Source organism: Sodalis sp. RH20, from assembly GCF_047324205.1.
Classification (GTDB): domain Bacteria; phylum Pseudomonadota; class Gammaproteobacteria; order Enterobacterales; family Enterobacteriaceae; genus Acerihabitans.
The window spans coordinates 2,458,809-2,474,878 of record NZ_CP178733.1 but is presented as its reverse complement, the minus strand read 5'-3'; the positions used below and the strand labels follow the sequence as shown (position 1 = coordinate 2,474,878).

At 46.6% G+C, this 16,070-nt stretch carries 18 protein-coding genes; 3 read left to right on the top strand and 15 right to left on the bottom strand.

Annotated features, from left to right (window positions below; all coding sequences use genetic code 11):
• Positions 1-448: 448 nt before the first annotated feature.
• A complete protein-coding gene (locus ACL2XM_RS11465; protein WP_413732945.1) occupies positions 449-1,084 on the bottom strand; it encodes an HNH endonuclease in 636 nt (211 codons plus the stop codon).
• A gap of 346 nt (positions 1,085-1,430) precedes the next feature.
• On the opposite strand from ACL2XM_RS11465, the gene ACL2XM_RS11460 reads away from it, so the two are divergent.
• Positions 1,431-2,369, top strand: coding sequence for a hypothetical protein (locus ACL2XM_RS11460; RefSeq protein WP_413732944.1), 939 nt, complete (start codon positions 1,431-1,433; stop codon positions 2,367-2,369).
• A 139-nt stretch (positions 2,370-2,508) separates the two neighbouring features.
• Here the strand turns inward: ACL2XM_RS11460 and ACL2XM_RS11455 are convergent, their stop codons facing one another.
• The 12 genes from ACL2XM_RS11455 to ACL2XM_RS11400 all read right to left on the bottom strand — a co-directional run bounded on the left by ACL2XM_RS11455 (position 2,509) and on the right by ACL2XM_RS11400 (position 11,404).
• Positions 2,509-3,549, bottom strand: coding sequence for a type IV secretion system protein (locus tag ACL2XM_RS11455; protein ID WP_413732942.1), 1,041 nt, complete (start codon positions 3,547-3,549; stop codon positions 2,509-2,511).
• A gap of 74 nt (positions 3,550-3,623) precedes the next feature.
• The gene (locus tag ACL2XM_RS11450; protein WP_413732940.1) at positions 3,624-3,899 is read right to left on the bottom strand and encodes an EexN family lipoprotein; all 276 of its coding nucleotides are present in this window, start codon (positions 3,897-3,899) and stop codon (positions 3,624-3,626) included.
• An 11-nt stretch (positions 3,900-3,910) separates the two neighbouring features.
• Entirely contained in the window at positions 3,911-4,630 is a 720-nt protein-coding gene (locus ACL2XM_RS11445; RefSeq protein ID WP_413732939.1) for a type IV secretion system protein, read from the bottom strand.
• A 23-nt stretch (positions 4,631-4,653) separates the two neighbouring features.
• Positions 4,654-7,401 carry a VirB3 family type IV secretion system protein gene (locus ACL2XM_RS11440; RefSeq protein WP_413732937.1) on the bottom strand — a complete coding sequence of 916 codons (2,748 nt, stop codon included), beginning with the start codon at positions 7,399-7,401 and terminating at the stop codon, positions 4,654-4,656.
• A gap of 9 nt (positions 7,402-7,410) precedes the next feature.
• Positions 7,411-7,692 carry a TrbC/VirB2 family protein gene (locus ACL2XM_RS11435; RefSeq protein ID WP_136157281.1) on the bottom strand — a complete coding sequence of 94 codons (282 nt, stop codon included), beginning with the start codon at positions 7,690-7,692 and terminating at the stop codon, positions 7,411-7,413.
• Entirely contained in the window at positions 7,689-8,357 is a 669-nt protein-coding gene (locus ACL2XM_RS11430; RefSeq protein ID WP_413732935.1) for a lytic transglycosylase domain-containing protein, read from the bottom strand. The genes ACL2XM_RS11435 and ACL2XM_RS11430 overlap by 4 nt, the downstream gene beginning before the upstream one ends.
• A gap of 104 nt (positions 8,358-8,461) precedes the next feature.
• On the bottom strand, positions 8,462-8,683 hold the full coding sequence (locus ACL2XM_RS11425) for a hypothetical protein (protein ID WP_413733219.1): 222 nt from the start codon (positions 8,681-8,683) through the stop codon (positions 8,462-8,464).
• 441 nt (positions 8,684-9,124) lie between these two features.
• Positions 9,125-9,334 (bottom strand): TraR/DksA family transcriptional regulator, encoded by a 210-nt coding sequence (locus ACL2XM_RS11420; RefSeq protein WP_413732933.1) that lies wholly within the window; start codon positions 9,332-9,334, stop codon positions 9,125-9,127.
• Entirely contained in the window at positions 9,324-9,908 is a 585-nt protein-coding gene (locus tag ACL2XM_RS11415; protein WP_413732931.1) for a DUF2857 domain-containing protein, read from the bottom strand. The genes ACL2XM_RS11420 and ACL2XM_RS11415 overlap by 11 nt, the downstream gene beginning before the upstream one ends.
• Positions 9,905-10,132 (bottom strand): hypothetical protein, encoded by a 228-nt coding sequence (locus ACL2XM_RS11410; protein ID WP_413732930.1) that lies wholly within the window; start codon positions 10,130-10,132, stop codon positions 9,905-9,907. Before ACL2XM_RS11410 ends, ACL2XM_RS11415 begins: the two co-directional genes overlap by 4 nt.
• A 22-nt stretch (positions 10,133-10,154) precedes the next feature.
• Positions 10,155-10,340: an AlpA family transcriptional regulator gene (locus ACL2XM_RS11405; RefSeq protein WP_413732929.1), complete on the bottom strand. Its 186-nt coding sequence runs from the start codon at positions 10,338-10,340 to the stop codon at positions 10,155-10,157.
• 137 nt (positions 10,341-10,477) lie between these two features.
• The gene (locus ACL2XM_RS11400) at positions 10,478-11,404 is read right to left on the bottom strand and encodes a hypothetical protein (RefSeq protein WP_413732928.1); all 927 of its coding nucleotides are present in this window, start codon (positions 11,402-11,404) and stop codon (positions 10,478-10,480) included.
• Between the two features lie 649 nt (positions 11,405-12,053).
• Here ACL2XM_RS11400 and ACL2XM_RS11395 point away from each other — a divergent pair.
• Complete coding sequence (locus ACL2XM_RS11395) at positions 12,054-12,488, top strand: MerR family transcriptional regulator (protein WP_413732927.1); 435 nt, start codon at positions 12,054-12,056, stop codon at positions 12,486-12,488.
• Here the strand turns inward: ACL2XM_RS11395 and ACL2XM_RS11390 are convergent.
• Together ACL2XM_RS11390 and ACL2XM_RS11385 are read right to left on the bottom strand one after the other, a co-directional pair.
• Complete coding sequence (locus ACL2XM_RS11390) at positions 12,474-13,265, bottom strand: alpha/beta fold hydrolase (protein ID WP_413732926.1); 792 nt, start codon at positions 13,263-13,265, stop codon at positions 12,474-12,476. The genes ACL2XM_RS11395 and ACL2XM_RS11390 overlap by 15 nt on opposite strands.
• Before the next feature lie 424 nt (positions 13,266-13,689).
• Positions 13,690-14,814 carry an acyltransferase family protein gene (locus tag ACL2XM_RS11385; protein ID WP_413732925.1) on the bottom strand — a complete coding sequence of 375 codons (1,125 nt, stop codon included), beginning with the start codon at positions 14,812-14,814 and terminating at the stop codon, positions 13,690-13,692.
• 206 nt (positions 14,815-15,020) lie between these two features.
• On the opposite strand from ACL2XM_RS11385, the gene ACL2XM_RS11380 reads away from it, so the two are divergent.
• Positions 15,021-16,037 (top strand): zinc-dependent alcohol dehydrogenase family protein, encoded by a 1,017-nt coding sequence (locus ACL2XM_RS11380; protein ID WP_413732924.1) that lies wholly within the window; start codon positions 15,021-15,023, stop codon positions 16,035-16,037.
• The last annotated feature ends 33 nt before the right edge of the window (positions 16,038-16,070 follow it).

Here is a 16,070-nt window from a genome sequence, read left to right as displayed (position 1 = left end):
GATGTGATGAGCAGGGAAGAGTTTAGGTGTAGTAAGTCATCCTCGATGTAACAATTTCTGGTTGCAGTTTCTAGTTGCGATCTTAAATCTAATCTGACAGTCGACACCGTGCTCAGGCTGTGTGAAAACCCTGACTAAAAACTGAAATGCGCGCGTCTACGCAAAATCTGAAATTGATCGAATGGTTAGGTGTAGAGCCGAATTTTACGTATGATCGCGGTTTTCAGCTCTGTTTTTAGTAGTTTCTGCGACCAAAAACGTTTTTACACAGCCTATGAAGCGGACGTTCATAAACTAAGAGCGCAATAACGCAGCGGGGTCAGTCCAAGATCAGCCACATTGTGTCTGTTAAACATTTGACGATTCATAATTCATTCCAGCCGATGCCGCTTCGCGGCAAAGCTAAATTTAGTCGTTAGATCAGAAAATATTGGAATATCAGTGTCCATCAGCCATTCATCTCATCGCGGCGGGTGATCAGTTCTTCCATTTTTTTGAGGTCGATCAGATTATAGAGCGGATCGACTCTGGGAATGTCGGTCACGGTCGATATGGAATCAAATAGTCTGTGTACCGTCGCAGTCAAGCAGACGCCGTTATCAAGCGATATGGCATCCTCATTCGAACAGATACAGAACGGCTTGATGTGGGCTGCCTCCAGCGCCAGCATAGAACCGGTCAAGTAGCAGCGACCATCCGCACGTGCCTTGATGGCCTTGGCCCATTGTGACTGCTGGCGACGAGCAAGTGATTGGATCTCACGGTATTTGTCGGCTGCAGGCATTACAACGTATATTTGCACATCAGGTGGCATTTGCTTGTCCAGCACTAGATCGAGATAAACATCAGAGCGCCAGTCTTCATTTGAACTTTGCAACTCAACAAAGTAAGAGCTGTAATTCGGCGCGTAATGGTTGTTCCCTAGAGTGGCCCAACTCCCGTACTGGTTGCGGATGCGGTAGCGGCCTCCGAACCACATCGCCACGATGCCATTATCAGGGTCGATCAGGGGCTGGGTTTTATCCCCATTTTTCCAGGTTTTGAAGCTTTCCGGGAAGGCTCCATAAAAATAGTAAACTGCCATGGTGTGCTCCTATGCCGTCAGTACTGATTTGGTTCAATACATCCCTTCCAAATCAACCATGGCCACATCACATTGGGTATTTTCACCTCACCCCACCATATATTCATCAACGCGAAAGTTAGATAATATTTCTCTTTCAATCAGTTCAATACCCTCCCTGATTATGTTACAGACAGATTATCATGATTGCCGGTGCTGACCAATTTCATCGTATTTTGACATAGATGCTTATAGACCAGCAGTAGTCCTGGCTTGAAGACAGGAACCGTCTAATGGTGTGGAGGCAGTCCACAAGATGTGGTTTTATTCCGTCAAATAAACGTTATATTTACTAGGAATTACAATCATGGCGACATCACCCAAGTATTACATCAAAGGAAATTTGTCGGAAAAACAGATTGAGGCAGATGTTGCGTCATTCTTTGGTTGGTGCACTCCGCCAGAAGAGATCTTTCCTTTCAGGCTTTTGGATACTGATGAACAGAAGACAGGCGCAGATAAATTATACGACCGCGCAACAGCAATCTACATGCAGTTCAAAAAGTCCTCTGGATTGAAATCTACGCACGATGTGAGGCCTTCTACTCGGAAGGGGCGAAGCCCATTGGAGGGCATTCGCGAGTTTCGTGAAAAGCATGATCTAGAACAAGATCCTACCCTCTTCTTTCAACTACGCGCGCAGGCAAAGACCGCCAGCGACCTTCAGCATAATGTGCTACTTGGATATGAGTGTCCGCCTTGGTCGCGTGCAATCTACGTGGCCCCACTACTGCTCGACAAAACTAGTTATCACGCAGCGTTACATGAGTCAACGAACAGATTTTTGCTCGATCCGTTTTATTATCGAATTAGACATTCAATCCATCAGCGACATTGGACGAGCTATTTTGGTGCAACCCCCTTTCTACGAGAACATATTTCGATTCCTCCACATGAAAGGGTCGCAGATCACAATCACTACTATGCATATTCCGAGACGGGCGTTGACATAAGCTGGCACTCCCCAGAAATCGTTGAAAGGGAGCCAAGCCGACTTTCCGATTTCATAGTTAAGCTCTTCCTGTCGGCGATAAATGAACCAGACTCGATGCTTCCGCAGGGAGAACTAGCAGAAAGAATCGCTAAGATTAGTTCCGATCTTGGATTTCAAGCCGATAACAGCAACGATTCCCCCATCGAGAATCTGGGAAAGTACGGACGCTGGCTAAAAGATACGCACGGTATTCGCCAATTCATTCTACTTGGTAGTTCGAAATATATTGAGAAACTGCGTAGTAAGATCTAACAATCCATTCAAGCCGCGCCGCTTCGCGCGCGGTTATTCAAGTGTTAACGTCCGTATCGCTCTTAGCACTCTGTCAGGTCTCGTCATGCTCTGCTATTGGAAAGTTTCGGGTTGAGTGGTGGCTTAATCCAAATAGGAGTTAGCGGTTACGCTGCTGATTAAAACGTTTCATATTCTCGATGGCGGCTGTGCGTTTTTGCCATGCCGATACGGCTTTGCTGGTGCCGGCGGCGATGAGTTTGCCGGTTGCGCCGGCAGCACTGACACCGCCTTTTGCCGCCAGTTTGATTTCGGTCGCCCCGGCCTTCATGCCGGTTCTGGTCGCGTCAGCAGACTTACTGACCAGTCCGCCCAGCCCACTCATCACCGCGCCCTGTAATGTGGCCTGAACGGCTGCGCCACTCAGCGCACTGGCAATCTTTGCGGAGAAATAAACGACAACTCCCGACGCGATCCCGGCCAGCAAACATTGCGCCGCCAGCGTCACCATATTGCTGTCGCTGGATGTACCTATAGCGGCATCGAGTATTTTATTCAGATAATTGATGGCGATCCGGATAGATAAGGCAGAGAACATTATCGTCAATATCGCCGTAAAAATGGTTTTTAGCCAGTTATCAAACATGGGTTTCAGGAAACCGTACAGCAGACAGAAAATAAACAGGGGGGCAGTTGTGGTCATTAACAGTAGGGTGATTTCGGCGAGCAGGTTGACAAACGTTGCGGCGAGTAAAAGCACGATTGCGCCACCCCATACCAGCACTTCGGCGAAGCCTCCGCTCAATTGGACATAGGTGGAGGTATCCAGATTAAACAGTGTCTGCCCCAGCGTCTGCGCCTTCTCCCATACGGTATCGAGCAGGACCCAGACATTATCATCGCCGCTTACGCCATCCTTTAGTCCTTCGATAGCAGCAATCACGGCATCCAGCCAGCTATCGCGATTTAACACAAAGGTGGTAATGAGCAACATTCGGCCCACATCCCAGACGACATCTTCAACCGGGGTCTGTAATTTCCCTCCCAGTGTCTGATACCCCCGATAAACGATGAATAAGGTGAATGAGCTGACAACTATAATGCTTATCATCGAGCCGTAGGTGGAAGACTGACCTTCTAAAACGGCGTTGAGTCCATCCATGATGTTTTTATCCATGCCAACAAAAATACCACCGGACATAATGCCTCGCTTGATATAATAATAGACAGGGAATAAAAAACAGGGAAGCGTCCCTGTTTTTACTGGCGGGGATATTATTCGGTAACGGATTTTATTTTTCTAGCTTCCTGCTGAAACAGTGCTTCGAATTTTTCCTTTATCCCTGGCTTGCCTATTTGCGCGTACATAATGGCTGCCCTGTGGGCAAATTCGCAATTATCGCTGGCCTCGCCGTCTTTGAGACATTGCGTATAAACTGTATACGTCTCATCCGGATGTTGCTTATACCAGGCTTCGGACTTTGTCTCTTTACAACCGGATAAAACGATAACGCCTGAGGCGACGAATAAGGTTAATAAGGATTTAGACATGTTTAAGCTCCCTATAAAGTGTTCAGATCAGCAACCGGTGCTGTTAATTGCTGCTGCTCAAAGGCTTTCTGTCTTTGCTGCTCCAGCAGTTTTGTTCGCTGCTCTGACTGCTTGACAGACATTTCCCACTGGCTGGTCAGCGCATTTAATTGTACGCTTTTGGCCGCCATGGCGTTAGCCAGGTCCTGTGACTCTTTCGTGTCCTGCGCGTTCGTTATGCGGTCAGATAAGTCTGATATATCGCTGAGTGTGCTGGTGATCCTGTTTTCCACATCGCTGGTGTTCTCAATGGATACCGCCTGATTGAGAACAATTTGTTTGCAACTGGCCAGGTAACTCTGTGACGTGCTGGACTGATTGCAGACATCGAAAGAGTTATATTTACTGTAAAGACTTTGCAGTTCAGAGGAATAGGAACTGCTCTGATTCGTGAGCAGGTCATCCAGCGAAATGCCATTCTTACGTAGCGCATCAATATCGGTTTTCAGGCTTCTGGCGTCGCTGAGAAAACCCTGAATATCCCGTACGCCCGTCGCCGTGGCTAATTGCTGTTTATAGGCGTTAAGCTCGCTTTTGTAGTGAGTCACGGTTTCTTCCCATTGCTTGAGTTTTTCAGTCCACTGGGTAATGGATTCGGTATTCTGAACAGCGTCGAAAACGGGTATCCCGGCGCTTATCGCTTGGGTGGAAATAAAGAACGATAACGCCAGGATTTTATATCGGATACGCATTGATTTTATCTCCGGTTTGAATGTCATATTGCCTGTTCAAGAAATGCCTCTTTCCATTCCTCTGGCGTCATGCCGTCCTGATAAAGGGTGTCGAATATTTTCAGGTTGTCTTCACTCCCGCTCAGCAATTTGGTGATTTTCCCCAGGCCGGACAGGTCCATTTTTGCCATCGACACGAAAGGCCGAGTTTCACCGGCGCGCAGGGGTGTTTTCAGTACCACCATGTAGTGTTCGCCCGGATCAATATTACGCACGATGTCATACACGCTTTCCGGCACTTTCATTTTTTCCACGTAATCCGCATGGCTGGCCTTCGGGTTGGCGAGGAAAATTTGTGTGCCGCACTGCTCGATGATTGCCGGGGCGATGGGATGCTTAACGATTTCATCGGGCGACTGGGTGGCGGGGATGAAGATGCCGTTGAGCTTGCGAATGACTTTCAGCATATTGAGCGAGAACCGGGAAAACTCGACGTCAGTCAGCCACTTCCAAAACTCGTCCATAAACATCACCAGGCGGCGTCCGTCCAGCAGGCTGGTGACGCGGTACAACAGATAAAAGGTGATGGGGCCGCGGATGTCGTCATCGTCCAGAAATTCCGTGCCGTCAATACCAAAATTATCAATGTCGCTAATGTTGAAGGTGTCATTCTCGTTATCAAATACCCAGCCGAATTCGCCACCCTGCGCCCATTGTTTCAGCCGGATGCGCAGCCCATTGGTGCGGGCGTCTTTGGTCGGCGGCTCCGGCAGCACTTCCAGTAGTCGTGTAATCCCGCAGCGACGGTATTCCGGCGGGTAGTCCAGCATAATGGTATCCACGGCGGTGCTGATACGCTCTTCGTCGCGTGGGTCGAGCGGCTTGCCGTTACGGCGACACAGCATCCGCACCAGCCGTTTAATAAAGCTGATGTTGCGCCGGCTCGGCGCCAGTGAAAACGGATTAAACCCGCTAGGGACACCGGTCCGGATGCGGAAGTAACGCCCGCCCATCTGGCGTATCGACATCTCTGCCGCCCGGTCTTTGTCAAAGTAGACAGTGGTGAGTCGTTTAATCGTGGCCGACGCGGCAAACGTCGCCGGGTTGCGGTACTTCTGCATCAGTTGTTGCATCATCGTCATCAGCAGCGTCTTGCCGGACCCCGTTTTCCCGATAATCGCCGTATTGCCCGGCGTTTTTTCATTGAAATCATCCCGCCCGGCCTGACTGTCGTGCAGGTTCAGGTAATAACCGCCGCCGCCCGGCGATGTCAGGATGGCGATTGCCTCGCCCCAGGGGTTACCGTCCCGTTTGTGGGGATGGAAGTTATGCAGGCTTGCCATATCGGCATAGTTCTGGCTGCTGAGGGCAACCAGCCGGGGCCGCAGCGTGTATACCCCCGGCAGTTGCGCGAGGTACGCTGCGGGTAACGACAGGGTGGACAGGGACGTCATGATGCCGAGGTCGGCAAAGGGCTGGGCCAGCGCGTTGGTGTCTTTTACCACCTGGTCGGCGTTGTCTGAGGAGACCAGCAGGGAGAAGTGGTATTTCCCGCACGAGATATGCCCGGATTGGAGCAGGTCACGCAAGACAATCAGCTCTTCGCGCTGCGAAAGGGCGTCATCATCCGCCGAGTTCAGGCGCTTTTCCGCCAGGCGGATGTGATTTTGCGCTTCATCCCGCGCCATGCAGGTAAAGGATTGCGTCAGCACATACTCGGTTTCGGCATACAGCAGCGCATCCAGTAAACCCGTATGGGTTTGGGGCGAGTAGTCTTTGATTTCCAGACTGCGAAAAAAACGGGAGCCGCCGACTGTCTGGCACTCGGCGGTATCGGTGCTAAAGAAAACATCCGGCGTGCTGAGCGTGTTGTAAAACGGTGAGCGGGTCACCGCCACCTTCTGCCATTTGCCGGTAATCAGTCGGTGATAAAAAGCCAGTTGCGAGGAGTACACCCGCCCGTTTTCCTCATAAACTCCCAAGGGCGTTGCCATATAGCGGGACAGGGCGGAAGTCAGCGCTTCCTGATGCTCCAGCATCGCTTTCAGGGCATTATCCAGTGCGGCGTGCCTTTTCCCCACCGGCTGCGTCTTCATGACCTTTTTCTCAAGCCGCGAGAATGGCGCATAACAGACGGTGAAAAACAGCCGGTGACGCCAGAACGGCTTTTCTTTAATCGGCCGGTAATAACGCTCGGAGACCTCATCCGCAAAGGGAATGCCCGAATGGGCCTCAAACGCATCCCGGTATTGCTCTCTTATGCGGTGAATATAGAAAGTGACCGGCAGTCCTTCATACGAACGAATAACATTGTTGAGATGGGTTGCCAGAAAGGTCAGGTGGTGTTCATCCTCGCATTCAAATACGGCTCCAGCCAGCTCCCAGGTGGCAACCAGGTCGCCATGGCGGTTCCTTATCACCTGGGGATGAATATGAGAGGAATACGGGATGTATTTATCCAGCGTGATGCGCTCGTTTAACTTCATCTTATGGGTGAACTCCGAAACATCGACGGCATCATAGCGATTGGCCAGCATGGCGTTCGCGCCGTAATGTCGGTTGGTGGCAAACCGGCCACGGGTTTTAAACGCCAGCCATAGCAGACCGAAATAATGGATATCCGTTCGGGCTTTGGCCTTCATTTCCATCCAGGCAGGAATAAGCAACAACGCCAGGTAATAGCTGAGATAGACCGACAGCAGGACGAGAGTCCCGCTGACGATAACGAACGGCACGAGGGGAATGCCCATGATGGCGGCGGGGCGCGTCAGCGCTTTATTCAGCGTAGTCATTCGTTCCTCCTACGCCGCCCAGTAGGCCCCGAAGCCCGAGGCGCCGACAATCAGGATGGCGCCGATAATGACGTTGCGCATGTCAGAAAGACTTTTGCCGTCAAAAAGCACCTTGTAGCCAATCCACATGGTGGCCAGCGTGATGGTGACGGCGGCCAGCCCCAGCAGGCCGGTGGAGGTGTTGCTCAGCGTATCGCTGGCTTTATCAAATCCGCTGTCCGCCGCCAGCACGCGGGAGGCGGGTAACAGGTAAGCGACCGCAGGCCAGTATTGACGTTTTTGCATGGTCATTTCTCCTCTTGGGTGACAACAGGGACGGGTAAATCGCCGCGAATAACGGTGTTCGGGTAGCGTAGGGAAGTCAGAATCGATGGGGTTGTATCGGCAATGTCACCGCGCAGGACGGTAGCGGGATAACCCATCTCCGGCCCCGCTTTTATGGCGACCTGGTGTGGTTTATCTTCCTGTGTTGACGGGACGACGTAACCGATACGCTGCACATAGCTGGACTGGTTAAAGGCGGACTCCGGCTGTTGGCCGGTATCGAAATTGCCGGAGTAGTAACAACTGAGCGCACGTTTCAGGGAGCCACCGCGTCGGTAGCAGTCGGTGAGGATGCGCTCAAAGACGGAAAGATTGGTGCAGGGGTCAAGCAGGTCACCGCCGGTCACACCGTAATGGCGGAAATTGGTGCTGGTGATTTGCATCAGCCCGACCGAATAGCGGCGGCCTTTTGCCTCCAGTCGTCTGACGATACTGACTGCGTCCGCTTTGTTAGTGGGCAGATGGGAAATAACGCCTTTGCGGCCATGGTGGCGCTCATTCTGCGGCACTATCTCCGCGATGGCTAAAGGGTTAAAACCTGATTCGACGCGGGCGACATCGAACGATGTGGACGGATGAACACTGGCGGCGCACTGGATGGCCGCCGCCAGAAAGGCAGTGGGGGAAAGCATGGTGGCCTCGGTAAAGTCAGTCCGGCAGTGTGTGCGGTTACTTGATATGCTATGCCGGGTGAAGGAAGAAAAGCGTGGGGATGTGGGGTGATCCTGTTCGGATGTTAGCCGGGCTGAATTTCCTGCGGTGTATTGTTATCGTCTCTGGGCTCCAGGAGTACCAGCTTGCCGGAGACGGCAATACCGGGCGTCAGCATCACGTTCAGACCGGGTTTGCCTCTATGAGCAAACGCCACGCCGACTTTCGTCCAGTATGTGGTTTTTTCACCCTGCGGGTCAGGCTGGCTTTCCTGCGTGACATAGGCGAGATAGACGGGTTTTCGCATCTTGTTTCCCTTGAATGAAAACAGCAGTGGATTAAATAAATGAATCACATCCCGATCCTGCATTCCGGTTTCAACGGGTCAGCGAGGACATTCAGCGGCACCCTGAATTGTGGTTACGTGACAGCCCGACCCTGTTGTTAAAGAGCGAATACCCGGCCCGGACGAATAAACGTCCATAAGGCCTGCCAGCGAATGATGGCGTGGTCAGGGTGCGCTTTCTGATTCAGGCGGGTAACAATAAAATCAAACGAGGAATTAGAAGAAAAATAGCGAGGAATTAACGGTGTTTGAATTTGATTAAATACTTGAGTGAAGGGGGGGGCTGAAATATTCAGACGGGTTCTTTTGTATTTGAATCAATGCAAATATGCATAGTGATTTAAGCAGATAATAAAAAGCGTGCGGATAAGAATATCGCTCCGCACGCAAAGCGTCGTTTTCTCAGCGTTGACCGCGTTCGAGTACTGTCTGGCATTCAATACAGGTTGTCACGCCCGGCAAAGTCTGACGCCGCTTATCGGGAATGGACTTACCGCACAGGCGACAGTTGGGCAATGATGGCGTTGCTGTTGATTTGAAACGGTTCTGTTCAATCATATCCTCCAGACGCTGTTCATTAAATTCCTGATCGCGATCGATTTCATCCGGCATGCGATGACCTCCTGTCCAACGCTTCTTTTTCGCAAAGCGTAATACGGTTCAAGACGGCAGTGAGGGACGGACCATTCCCCAGTGAGGACAACTCTTCAGCGATCTGCATCATGACATCTAATGCGTCGAGCGATGCAATATTTCCCGGATGGCGTTTCTGCCATTGTCGCCAGATCTCGGCATCGGTCTCTTCATCTGGTATGGGTGTGCGGCCATGGGGAATAGTGATCCCCAGCAACCGGCGACGGATGCAGATTTCATTGGAGGTGAGGCCAAAATATTGGTTCAGCAGCGCAATCGAACCGCCCAGCGTCATGGCCCGGTTAATCTGTTGTTGGCGCTGAACTTCCTGACGCGATAATGCCAGGATTTGGTGTAAAGCGTCATGATGGACAGTGACAGCCATAAACTGCGCTGATGCGCGGCTGATGATAAACAGTTCATCCAGGGACAGTTGATTGAGGGCGTTCATTTCGTCGAAAGTGAAACCCAGTGCTTCGCAGTGGCGGATGTTGCCTTCCTTAAGGGCGTGCAGGGCGTCGGTTAATACAGCGAAATTCAGAGACGGGATCATGATAAGGACTCCTCCCGCTGTTTTCCGTGAAGTCGGCGCAACAAGGGGATCAAATAAGATTCACCTGGCCGTAGAAATGTTTTCGGAAAATAACCAGACCCACGGTTTTTAATTGATGTCCTGATTTCATCGTCATTAGGATTACGGATGATTCCGACGCTGAACTCAAAAAAAATTCTATAGTTCGGCCTGACAGGCAAAAGCGTGCCGTGATTACCTTTCATAATCATTCTCCTTTAAACACTTTTAGCGGTTGGTCAATTTCAGGGTAATCCATTCATCAATCTCAGATTCGAGCCAGGCCACACTGACCGGGCCAATCTTAATTGATCGGGGAAAGGTGCCGTTGTTCATATACAGGTAGATCTGCGAGCGTTTCAGACCGGTTTTTTCTTCAACCTGCTTCAGACGTAATAACTGATAGGATGTCACGGTTTCCTCCTGTGGCAGAAATGGGATATGCCCGGAGATGACACGACAACACATAAGAGGGGCGGAGAGAAAGTTGATAAGCCCGTATTACGGGTACCATAGTCCTTAATACGGACTTTCAAAAATGCAGATAATTGTCATCGCAATACCGAAACAGAATTGGGGGAACCGCGTTCAAGCGCGGTTTTCAGTGTGTCGCCACTGAGGCGATCGGTAATCCCCTCGTCTGATGCCCATTGCTCGAAAATAGAAAGCAGCTTATAAGGTTGTTTGATTAACGGGCTGATAGTCTCATTATGTTTGCAGGCAAGCCAGAACAGGCGGGATAATGGCGTGGATATCCGTGTTGAAGACGATGGAGGTGTTCTGTTTTTAACAGGCATATTAATTAACTTCTCAAGTTCAGCATGACGGATGACAAAACAAGCATCTTGCGGCAAGTCATGAACCGGGAAATAGTCTTTGTGGTTATATCCATGCATGCCCTTAAGTGAAATTTGCTTATAAATATCCGGTACAATATTCTCAGGTAGTTTCATAATTTGCTTTTTTATCCTTTGCTGCCATGTAATTTTTTCAAATACTTGAAATATCTCGCCCGAGAAGGTAACTGAAATACCATAATTGACATCATTTTCCCCTGCTGTGGGTAATGGAATGTTCAGGGAACGAGCCAATAAGCGTTGTACGAGAACATATTCATATCCTGTCAATGTTGTGTCAATGATGCTCAGTGAAGGGGAAAAGTATTCACCATAAGTACTTATGGTTAAATTACGTCCACTAAGGAAGCATTTACTGTCAAGAAGGCAGAGTCGGCGTATAAATGAATGTCCTACTGGTCTCATCTTCACTTTGAATCCGGATGTTCGTATTTTACGTAATACGATAGGAGACTGGAAATAGATGGAAAGTAATATATTTCCATATAAGGCATTACGATAAATATCACTTTCTGTGATTTTCGTATGTGTAAACTGATTTGCTATTCCAATAGCCTCTCGTATAGTTATCCAGTCCGGCGCTTTGTTGGGAGTACTAAAGAGGTGTTTATTCATTGGCATAGTATATCTCCTTTCATGCATGATTTTTTTATTAAAAAGAAAAACATTATTTAATTTGATCTTGAATGTGTTGTTTCGATTTGGATTAAATGTTGGTTGAGTGAAGTGGTTTTATTGAAAATTAAATTAATTTTTTTAAAAATTGTATGAATAGATAGGTGAACAGCACTGAGCGGTGTAAATAGGTCAATAAATTGATTGTTAATCGAGGTTGACTGCTGGTGGCTCAAAGGATCGCGGGAAGCAAATACCAAGTATTAATTATATCTGACACGCATTCGTATCTTGACATTAGTGAATAACATGTCGCTGTGCTTGCGCTTAAACTGCTTAGGAATACCGACACACCTGAGAGTGAATAGGGGAGGGAAACCAGTACGAATGGAAGGTAAAAAATGCTTATTTCACCAGGAAGTGCTAACTAAATGTAAAAATGAATAACCTCATAAGATAACAGAATAACAAGTTTCTTAATGCTCAGAATTAATATGTATATGAAAAATGATTCAAAGAAAATAGTGCAGTGCAATTGACAGAGACTATCACATTTGCTATTGATTTAATTGATGCTTGGCAAGGGCTTGGTGTTAACTGATTGAAAACATTACTCAATTATTTACAACGCAATGTATAAAGATTGGAGGATAAAATGAAAATTGGTGAACTATCTCAAAAAAGTGGCATAAGTCAACGTATGATTCGCTATTATGAAGAACAAAGGCTTTTAGTCCCTCAAAGAACCGAATCAAACTATCGGAACTTTTCACAAGATGATGTATGTCGATTGGGACGAATCCAAATACTTCAGGATGCAGGCCTTACTTTGAAAATAATTCATAGTTTGCTTCCATGCATAGATGGAGAGACTATTCATTTTGATGATTGCCCGCTTGTTCTTAAAGTTTTAAATTCTGAAAAAGAAAAGATAAAGAGAAGAGTGGAAATACTAGAAGAATCTTTGGAAATCTTGGGAAAATATATAGAAGAAGCTGGATTTTCTTCTATTGCCAATGATTCGGTATATGATCATATAAAAAACAACCATATACCGACGAATCTTAAATATCAATCAAAGGGTTTCTAAAAATTGTATCGTAACATCAAGGAATTGTTCAGGGACTTCAAGTGGTGCAAGATGGCCACTTGAAAGCTCTACGTATGAGGAACCAGATATTAATTTATGTAATTCCTTTGCATGTTTTGGTGCAATCATATAGTCATGGGTACAACCTATACTTAATGTTGGACAAACTATTTTTTTTGCGTACCGCTTAACATCGACATTAAGATCGAGATCAACCTGAAGTTTCATTCCTTCCCAATTATTATTGGAAATAATTGATTCACTTGCTTCATTGATGGTGCTCAATGGAAGAGATGAAAGGTAAGATGGACTGAACCCTGTTAGTATTATCATTTCCGCAGCTGACTGATAATCGGTTTCAATGAGCCTTTTCCATAAATGGAATTGAAGTTTGAGCCGGGAATCATTTGATGAAGCGAAACCAGCTAATAGGACAAGACTTCTAACACGATCAGGATGCTCGCCTGCAATAAATGTAGCAACGCTTGCGCCTAGGGAATATCCTATGAGATCAAATTTCTTTGCTCCGGCGGCATCCGCACAAGAAATTATTTGTTCGGCAATTTTCTCTATCGACAAAGGCTCTAAATCACTAGTTGTATTGCCTGAGCCAGAGTAATTTGGCCTGATTACTTTGCGATAATTTTTTAAACGATCTACTAAATGCCCCCAGTTGGTATCAGCATTACCTCCTGTGCCATGAATTAATACAAGAGGAAATCCAGAACCATCTATAAAATATTCAACCTCTGACGCCTCAAGTTTGATTGTTGGCATACTATTCTCCTAAAATATGTACGATAGATAATTTTATAAGTTTATTTTAAACCTTATCAGTTCTGTTAGAGTCAAGCTTTTTCTGAATTTATTTAATAGACAAGCATTATGAGCCAGACATCGTTTCCCTAAGGAAACTCTATATTGTGGAAAGGGATATAGCAGATAGCTATATCTACAATAAGTTTCTGTGGATGAGAAGAATATATTGTTAAATGATATATAACTTTTTATCCTGATAGGAATGTGATATGCATCAAGCCGCTTGCGGAGATTAGAGCGAATGCGTTCAGAATTGCGTCGCAATAGATATTGAATCGCCTACTTTCATGGCTTGAATTGATCAATCAAAATTAGACGATTCAGTATTAATTAAAGATTACATCCACTGCCTATAAAATTTGGTGGAATTGTGCTGTTTGACCTAAGTAAATTTTGCTTCGTCTGGTAATCGTGACTGCAACTGATCACTTTTTAAAAGACGACGAGTCCATTTACGTGCAGGCTTTTCAATATAGCTATAAGCAATTTGAGAAAGTCCAATCACTATAAACCCAAATAGCAGTGTAAATATTAGCATTGCAGTATGCTCTGTTACACCTTTCGCTGCTAGCCATCGAGCAAGTGCAACAATAAAATATATCATTACATCATGAATCATATAGATAGCGAATGATAATTCGCCAAGCCAATAAATGGGTCTTATAGAAAGAAATTTCGAGGTAATGTTATAGCTCTGGGAAATGGCAATCATGAATAAAGGGAGTAGAAATGCAAACAATATATCCGCTTGTTTGATACACATAGTAATTATTATACCTATTGCAATAACCAAAGAGATTGCATTGCTGCCTAATAAATTTCTTACAGACTTAATCTGTGTTGCTCTATATGCGATCATACCCATACTAAATTCGATAAGGCATCTAACAATTGGATAAACAGTACCATAATTCCATATGTCAAGTATGCCTGCGCGTTTCGGTTCATCAACGAGGGTATTAATCGTCGTCATATAGGGAAGCGCAAAAAGTAAAAATAACGAAATTATCACTACTGCCCATTTTGTACTGCGCAAACAAAAAAATGCTAGTAACGGAAAAATTAAATATGCGAACCATTCTGTACTGATGGACCAACCTGGTGTGTTGAGTGTGGGAATATTGATTAAGGACTGTAACATAGTTAAGTTGATTATCGCTGAAACGTGAACAGGTGGGCCTGGCCAGCGATCCATCCATCCGGTAGCTATAAGCACCGCGGCGGGGATGATCATTAATATATAGAGCGGATAGATACGTGCAATCCGTCGGGTTAAAAATGTGTAAAAGACTACCCAGCTGAAGTGTCCTTGGAACATTCGACCATACGTCATGGCCATGACATACCCTGACAATACGAAGAAAAGGTCGACCATTAGGTATCCATGCCTCACGAAAGTATAAGCAAATCCCTGAGGAATAAGATTATAAGAATTATAGTGATAAAACATTACCAGGACCGCCGCGAGTCCACGCAAACCCGTTAGAGAACGTATTTCCTGCTTCATCGCAAACCCCCATTTTGACTATGAATATGCCAGTGACTTTGCGCAGGAGCGATCTTTGTGTACACATCTAGCGCGTCTTGATGATTTTGCAGTTTAACAGCACTGTGAGAGTCAAGAGTTATTTATCGGAAGATTGACTTTGACATGGCTGTAAAGGTTACGATTGAAATTTCAATGATTCAGGCCGAGTAGCAATGGATGATAATATGATGCGTTTATACAGATTGAGAATAGTAAATAAAAAAAGAGTGTTGTCCTTGGAGTCTGGACCAATTCCGAAACCAGGGCCGAAGGAAATTCTTGTGCTTATAAAGGCAGTAAGCTTAAACTATCGAGATCTTATGATCCAAGATGGGCTCATTTTTGCCACTGACGGGCTGATACCACTTTCTGACGCTGCTGGTATTGTATGTGAGACCGGGAAGGCTGTAAAACGCTGGAAAGCAGGAGATCGTGTAGCGAGTCTATTTTTTCCCGATTGGTTAGATGGGGCTTATGACAGAAATTATGGCGCAAATGCCCTAGGTGGAAATACACAAAATGGCGTATTGTCCGAGTATGTGGTTTTTCCTGAGAACAGTGTTATCGGCATCGGTCATGAGCTGTCATTCGCGCGAGCAGCCGCTTTACCATGCGCGGCATTGACGGCATGGCAAGCTATGTTTGTACGAACTCGGATTGTGCCAGATGAGAGGGTTTTAATCCAAGGTACCGGCGGTGTCGCGTTGTCTGCTCTTCAGTTTGCGAACGCGGCTGGTGCAAGTGTAATTATTCTCTCTTCACAGGATGACAAGCTTGAAAAGGCGAAAAATTTGGGCGCAACACATGCGATAAATTATATCAATATTCCTCACTGGGATAAGGAGATTGCCAGAGTGACCAATGGCAAAGGTGTATCATTTATCCTGGAAAATGGCGGCCCAGGGACGTTTGATCGTTCTCTCAATGCTCTCTCTACAGGTGGGAGAATTGCCCAAATAGGGGTCTTGACAGGTTTTGGCCCATCATCGAACCTGATGCAGTTGCAAAATAAAAATGCCGATATTTTAGGTATAACCGTTGGATCTGCTTATCATTTTATGGAAATGCTTAAGTTCATATCAGACTATAAGATTTCGCCGGTTCTGGACAAAGTATTTTCGTTCGAAAATACGCAATTAGCTTATGAATATTTACGCAGTAGGGCCCATTTTGGAAAAGTGATCATTAACGTTCACTCGTAATCGGTAATTGCCAATACCAAGCGACGATATTGA

Bases quoted from the DNA above. Each gene is read 5' to 3' on its own strand.
- ACL2XM_RS11465 (WP_413732945.1), bottom strand. From the start codon at position 1,084: ATGGCAGTTTACTATTTTTATGGAGCCTTCCCGGAAAGCTTCAAAACC.
- ACL2XM_RS11460 (WP_413732944.1), top strand. From the start codon at position 1,431: ATGGCGACATCACCCAAGTATTACATCAAAGGAAATTTGTCGGAAAAA.
- ACL2XM_RS11455 (WP_413732942.1), bottom strand. From the start codon at position 3,549: ATGTCCGGTGGTATTTTTGTTGGCATGGATAAAAACATCATGGATGGA.
- ACL2XM_RS11450 (WP_413732940.1), bottom strand. From the start codon at position 3,899: ATGTCTAAATCCTTATTAACCTTATTCGTCGCCTCAGGCGTTATCGTT.
- ACL2XM_RS11445 (WP_413732939.1), bottom strand. From the start codon at position 4,630: ATGCGTATCCGATATAAAATCCTGGCGTTATCGTTCTTTATTTCCACC.
- ACL2XM_RS11440 (WP_413732937.1), bottom strand. From the start codon at position 7,401: ATGACTACGCTGAATAAAGCGCTGACGCGCCCCGCCGCCATCATGGGC.
- ACL2XM_RS11435 (WP_136157281.1), bottom strand. From the start codon at position 7,692: ATGACCATGCAAAAACGTCAATACTGGCCTGCGGTCGCTTACCTGTTA.
- ACL2XM_RS11430 (WP_413732935.1), bottom strand. From the start codon at position 8,357: ATGCTTTCCCCCACTGCCTTTCTGGCGGCGGCCATCCAGTGCGCCGCC.
- ACL2XM_RS11425 (WP_413733219.1), bottom strand. From the start codon at position 8,683: ATGCGAAAACCCGTCTATCTCGCCTATGTCACGCAGGAAAGCCAGCCT.
- ACL2XM_RS11420 (WP_413732933.1), bottom strand. From the start codon at position 9,334: ATGCCGGATGAAATCGATCGCGATCAGGAATTTAATGAACAGCGTCTG.
- ACL2XM_RS11415 (WP_413732931.1), bottom strand. From the start codon at position 9,908: ATGATCCCGTCTCTGAATTTCGCTGTATTAACCGACGCCCTGCACGCC.
- ACL2XM_RS11410 (WP_413732930.1), bottom strand. From the start codon at position 10,132: ATGAAAGGTAATCACGGCACGCTTTTGCCTGTCAGGCCGAACTATAGA.
- ACL2XM_RS11400 (WP_413732928.1), bottom strand. From the start codon at position 11,404: ATGCCAATGAATAAACACCTCTTTAGTACTCCCAACAAAGCGCCGGAC.
- ACL2XM_RS11395 (WP_413732927.1), top strand. From the start codon at position 12,054: ATGAAAATTGGTGAACTATCTCAAAAAAGTGGCATAAGTCAACGTATG.
- ACL2XM_RS11390 (WP_413732926.1), bottom strand. From the start codon at position 13,265: ATGCCAACAATCAAACTTGAGGCGTCAGAGGTTGAATATTTTATAGAT.
- ACL2XM_RS11385 (WP_413732925.1), bottom strand. From the start codon at position 14,814: ATGAAGCAGGAAATACGTTCTCTAACGGGTTTGCGTGGACTCGCGGCG.
- ACL2XM_RS11380 (WP_413732924.1), top strand. From the start codon at position 15,021: ATGATGCGTTTATACAGATTGAGAATAGTAAATAAAAAAAGAGTGTTG.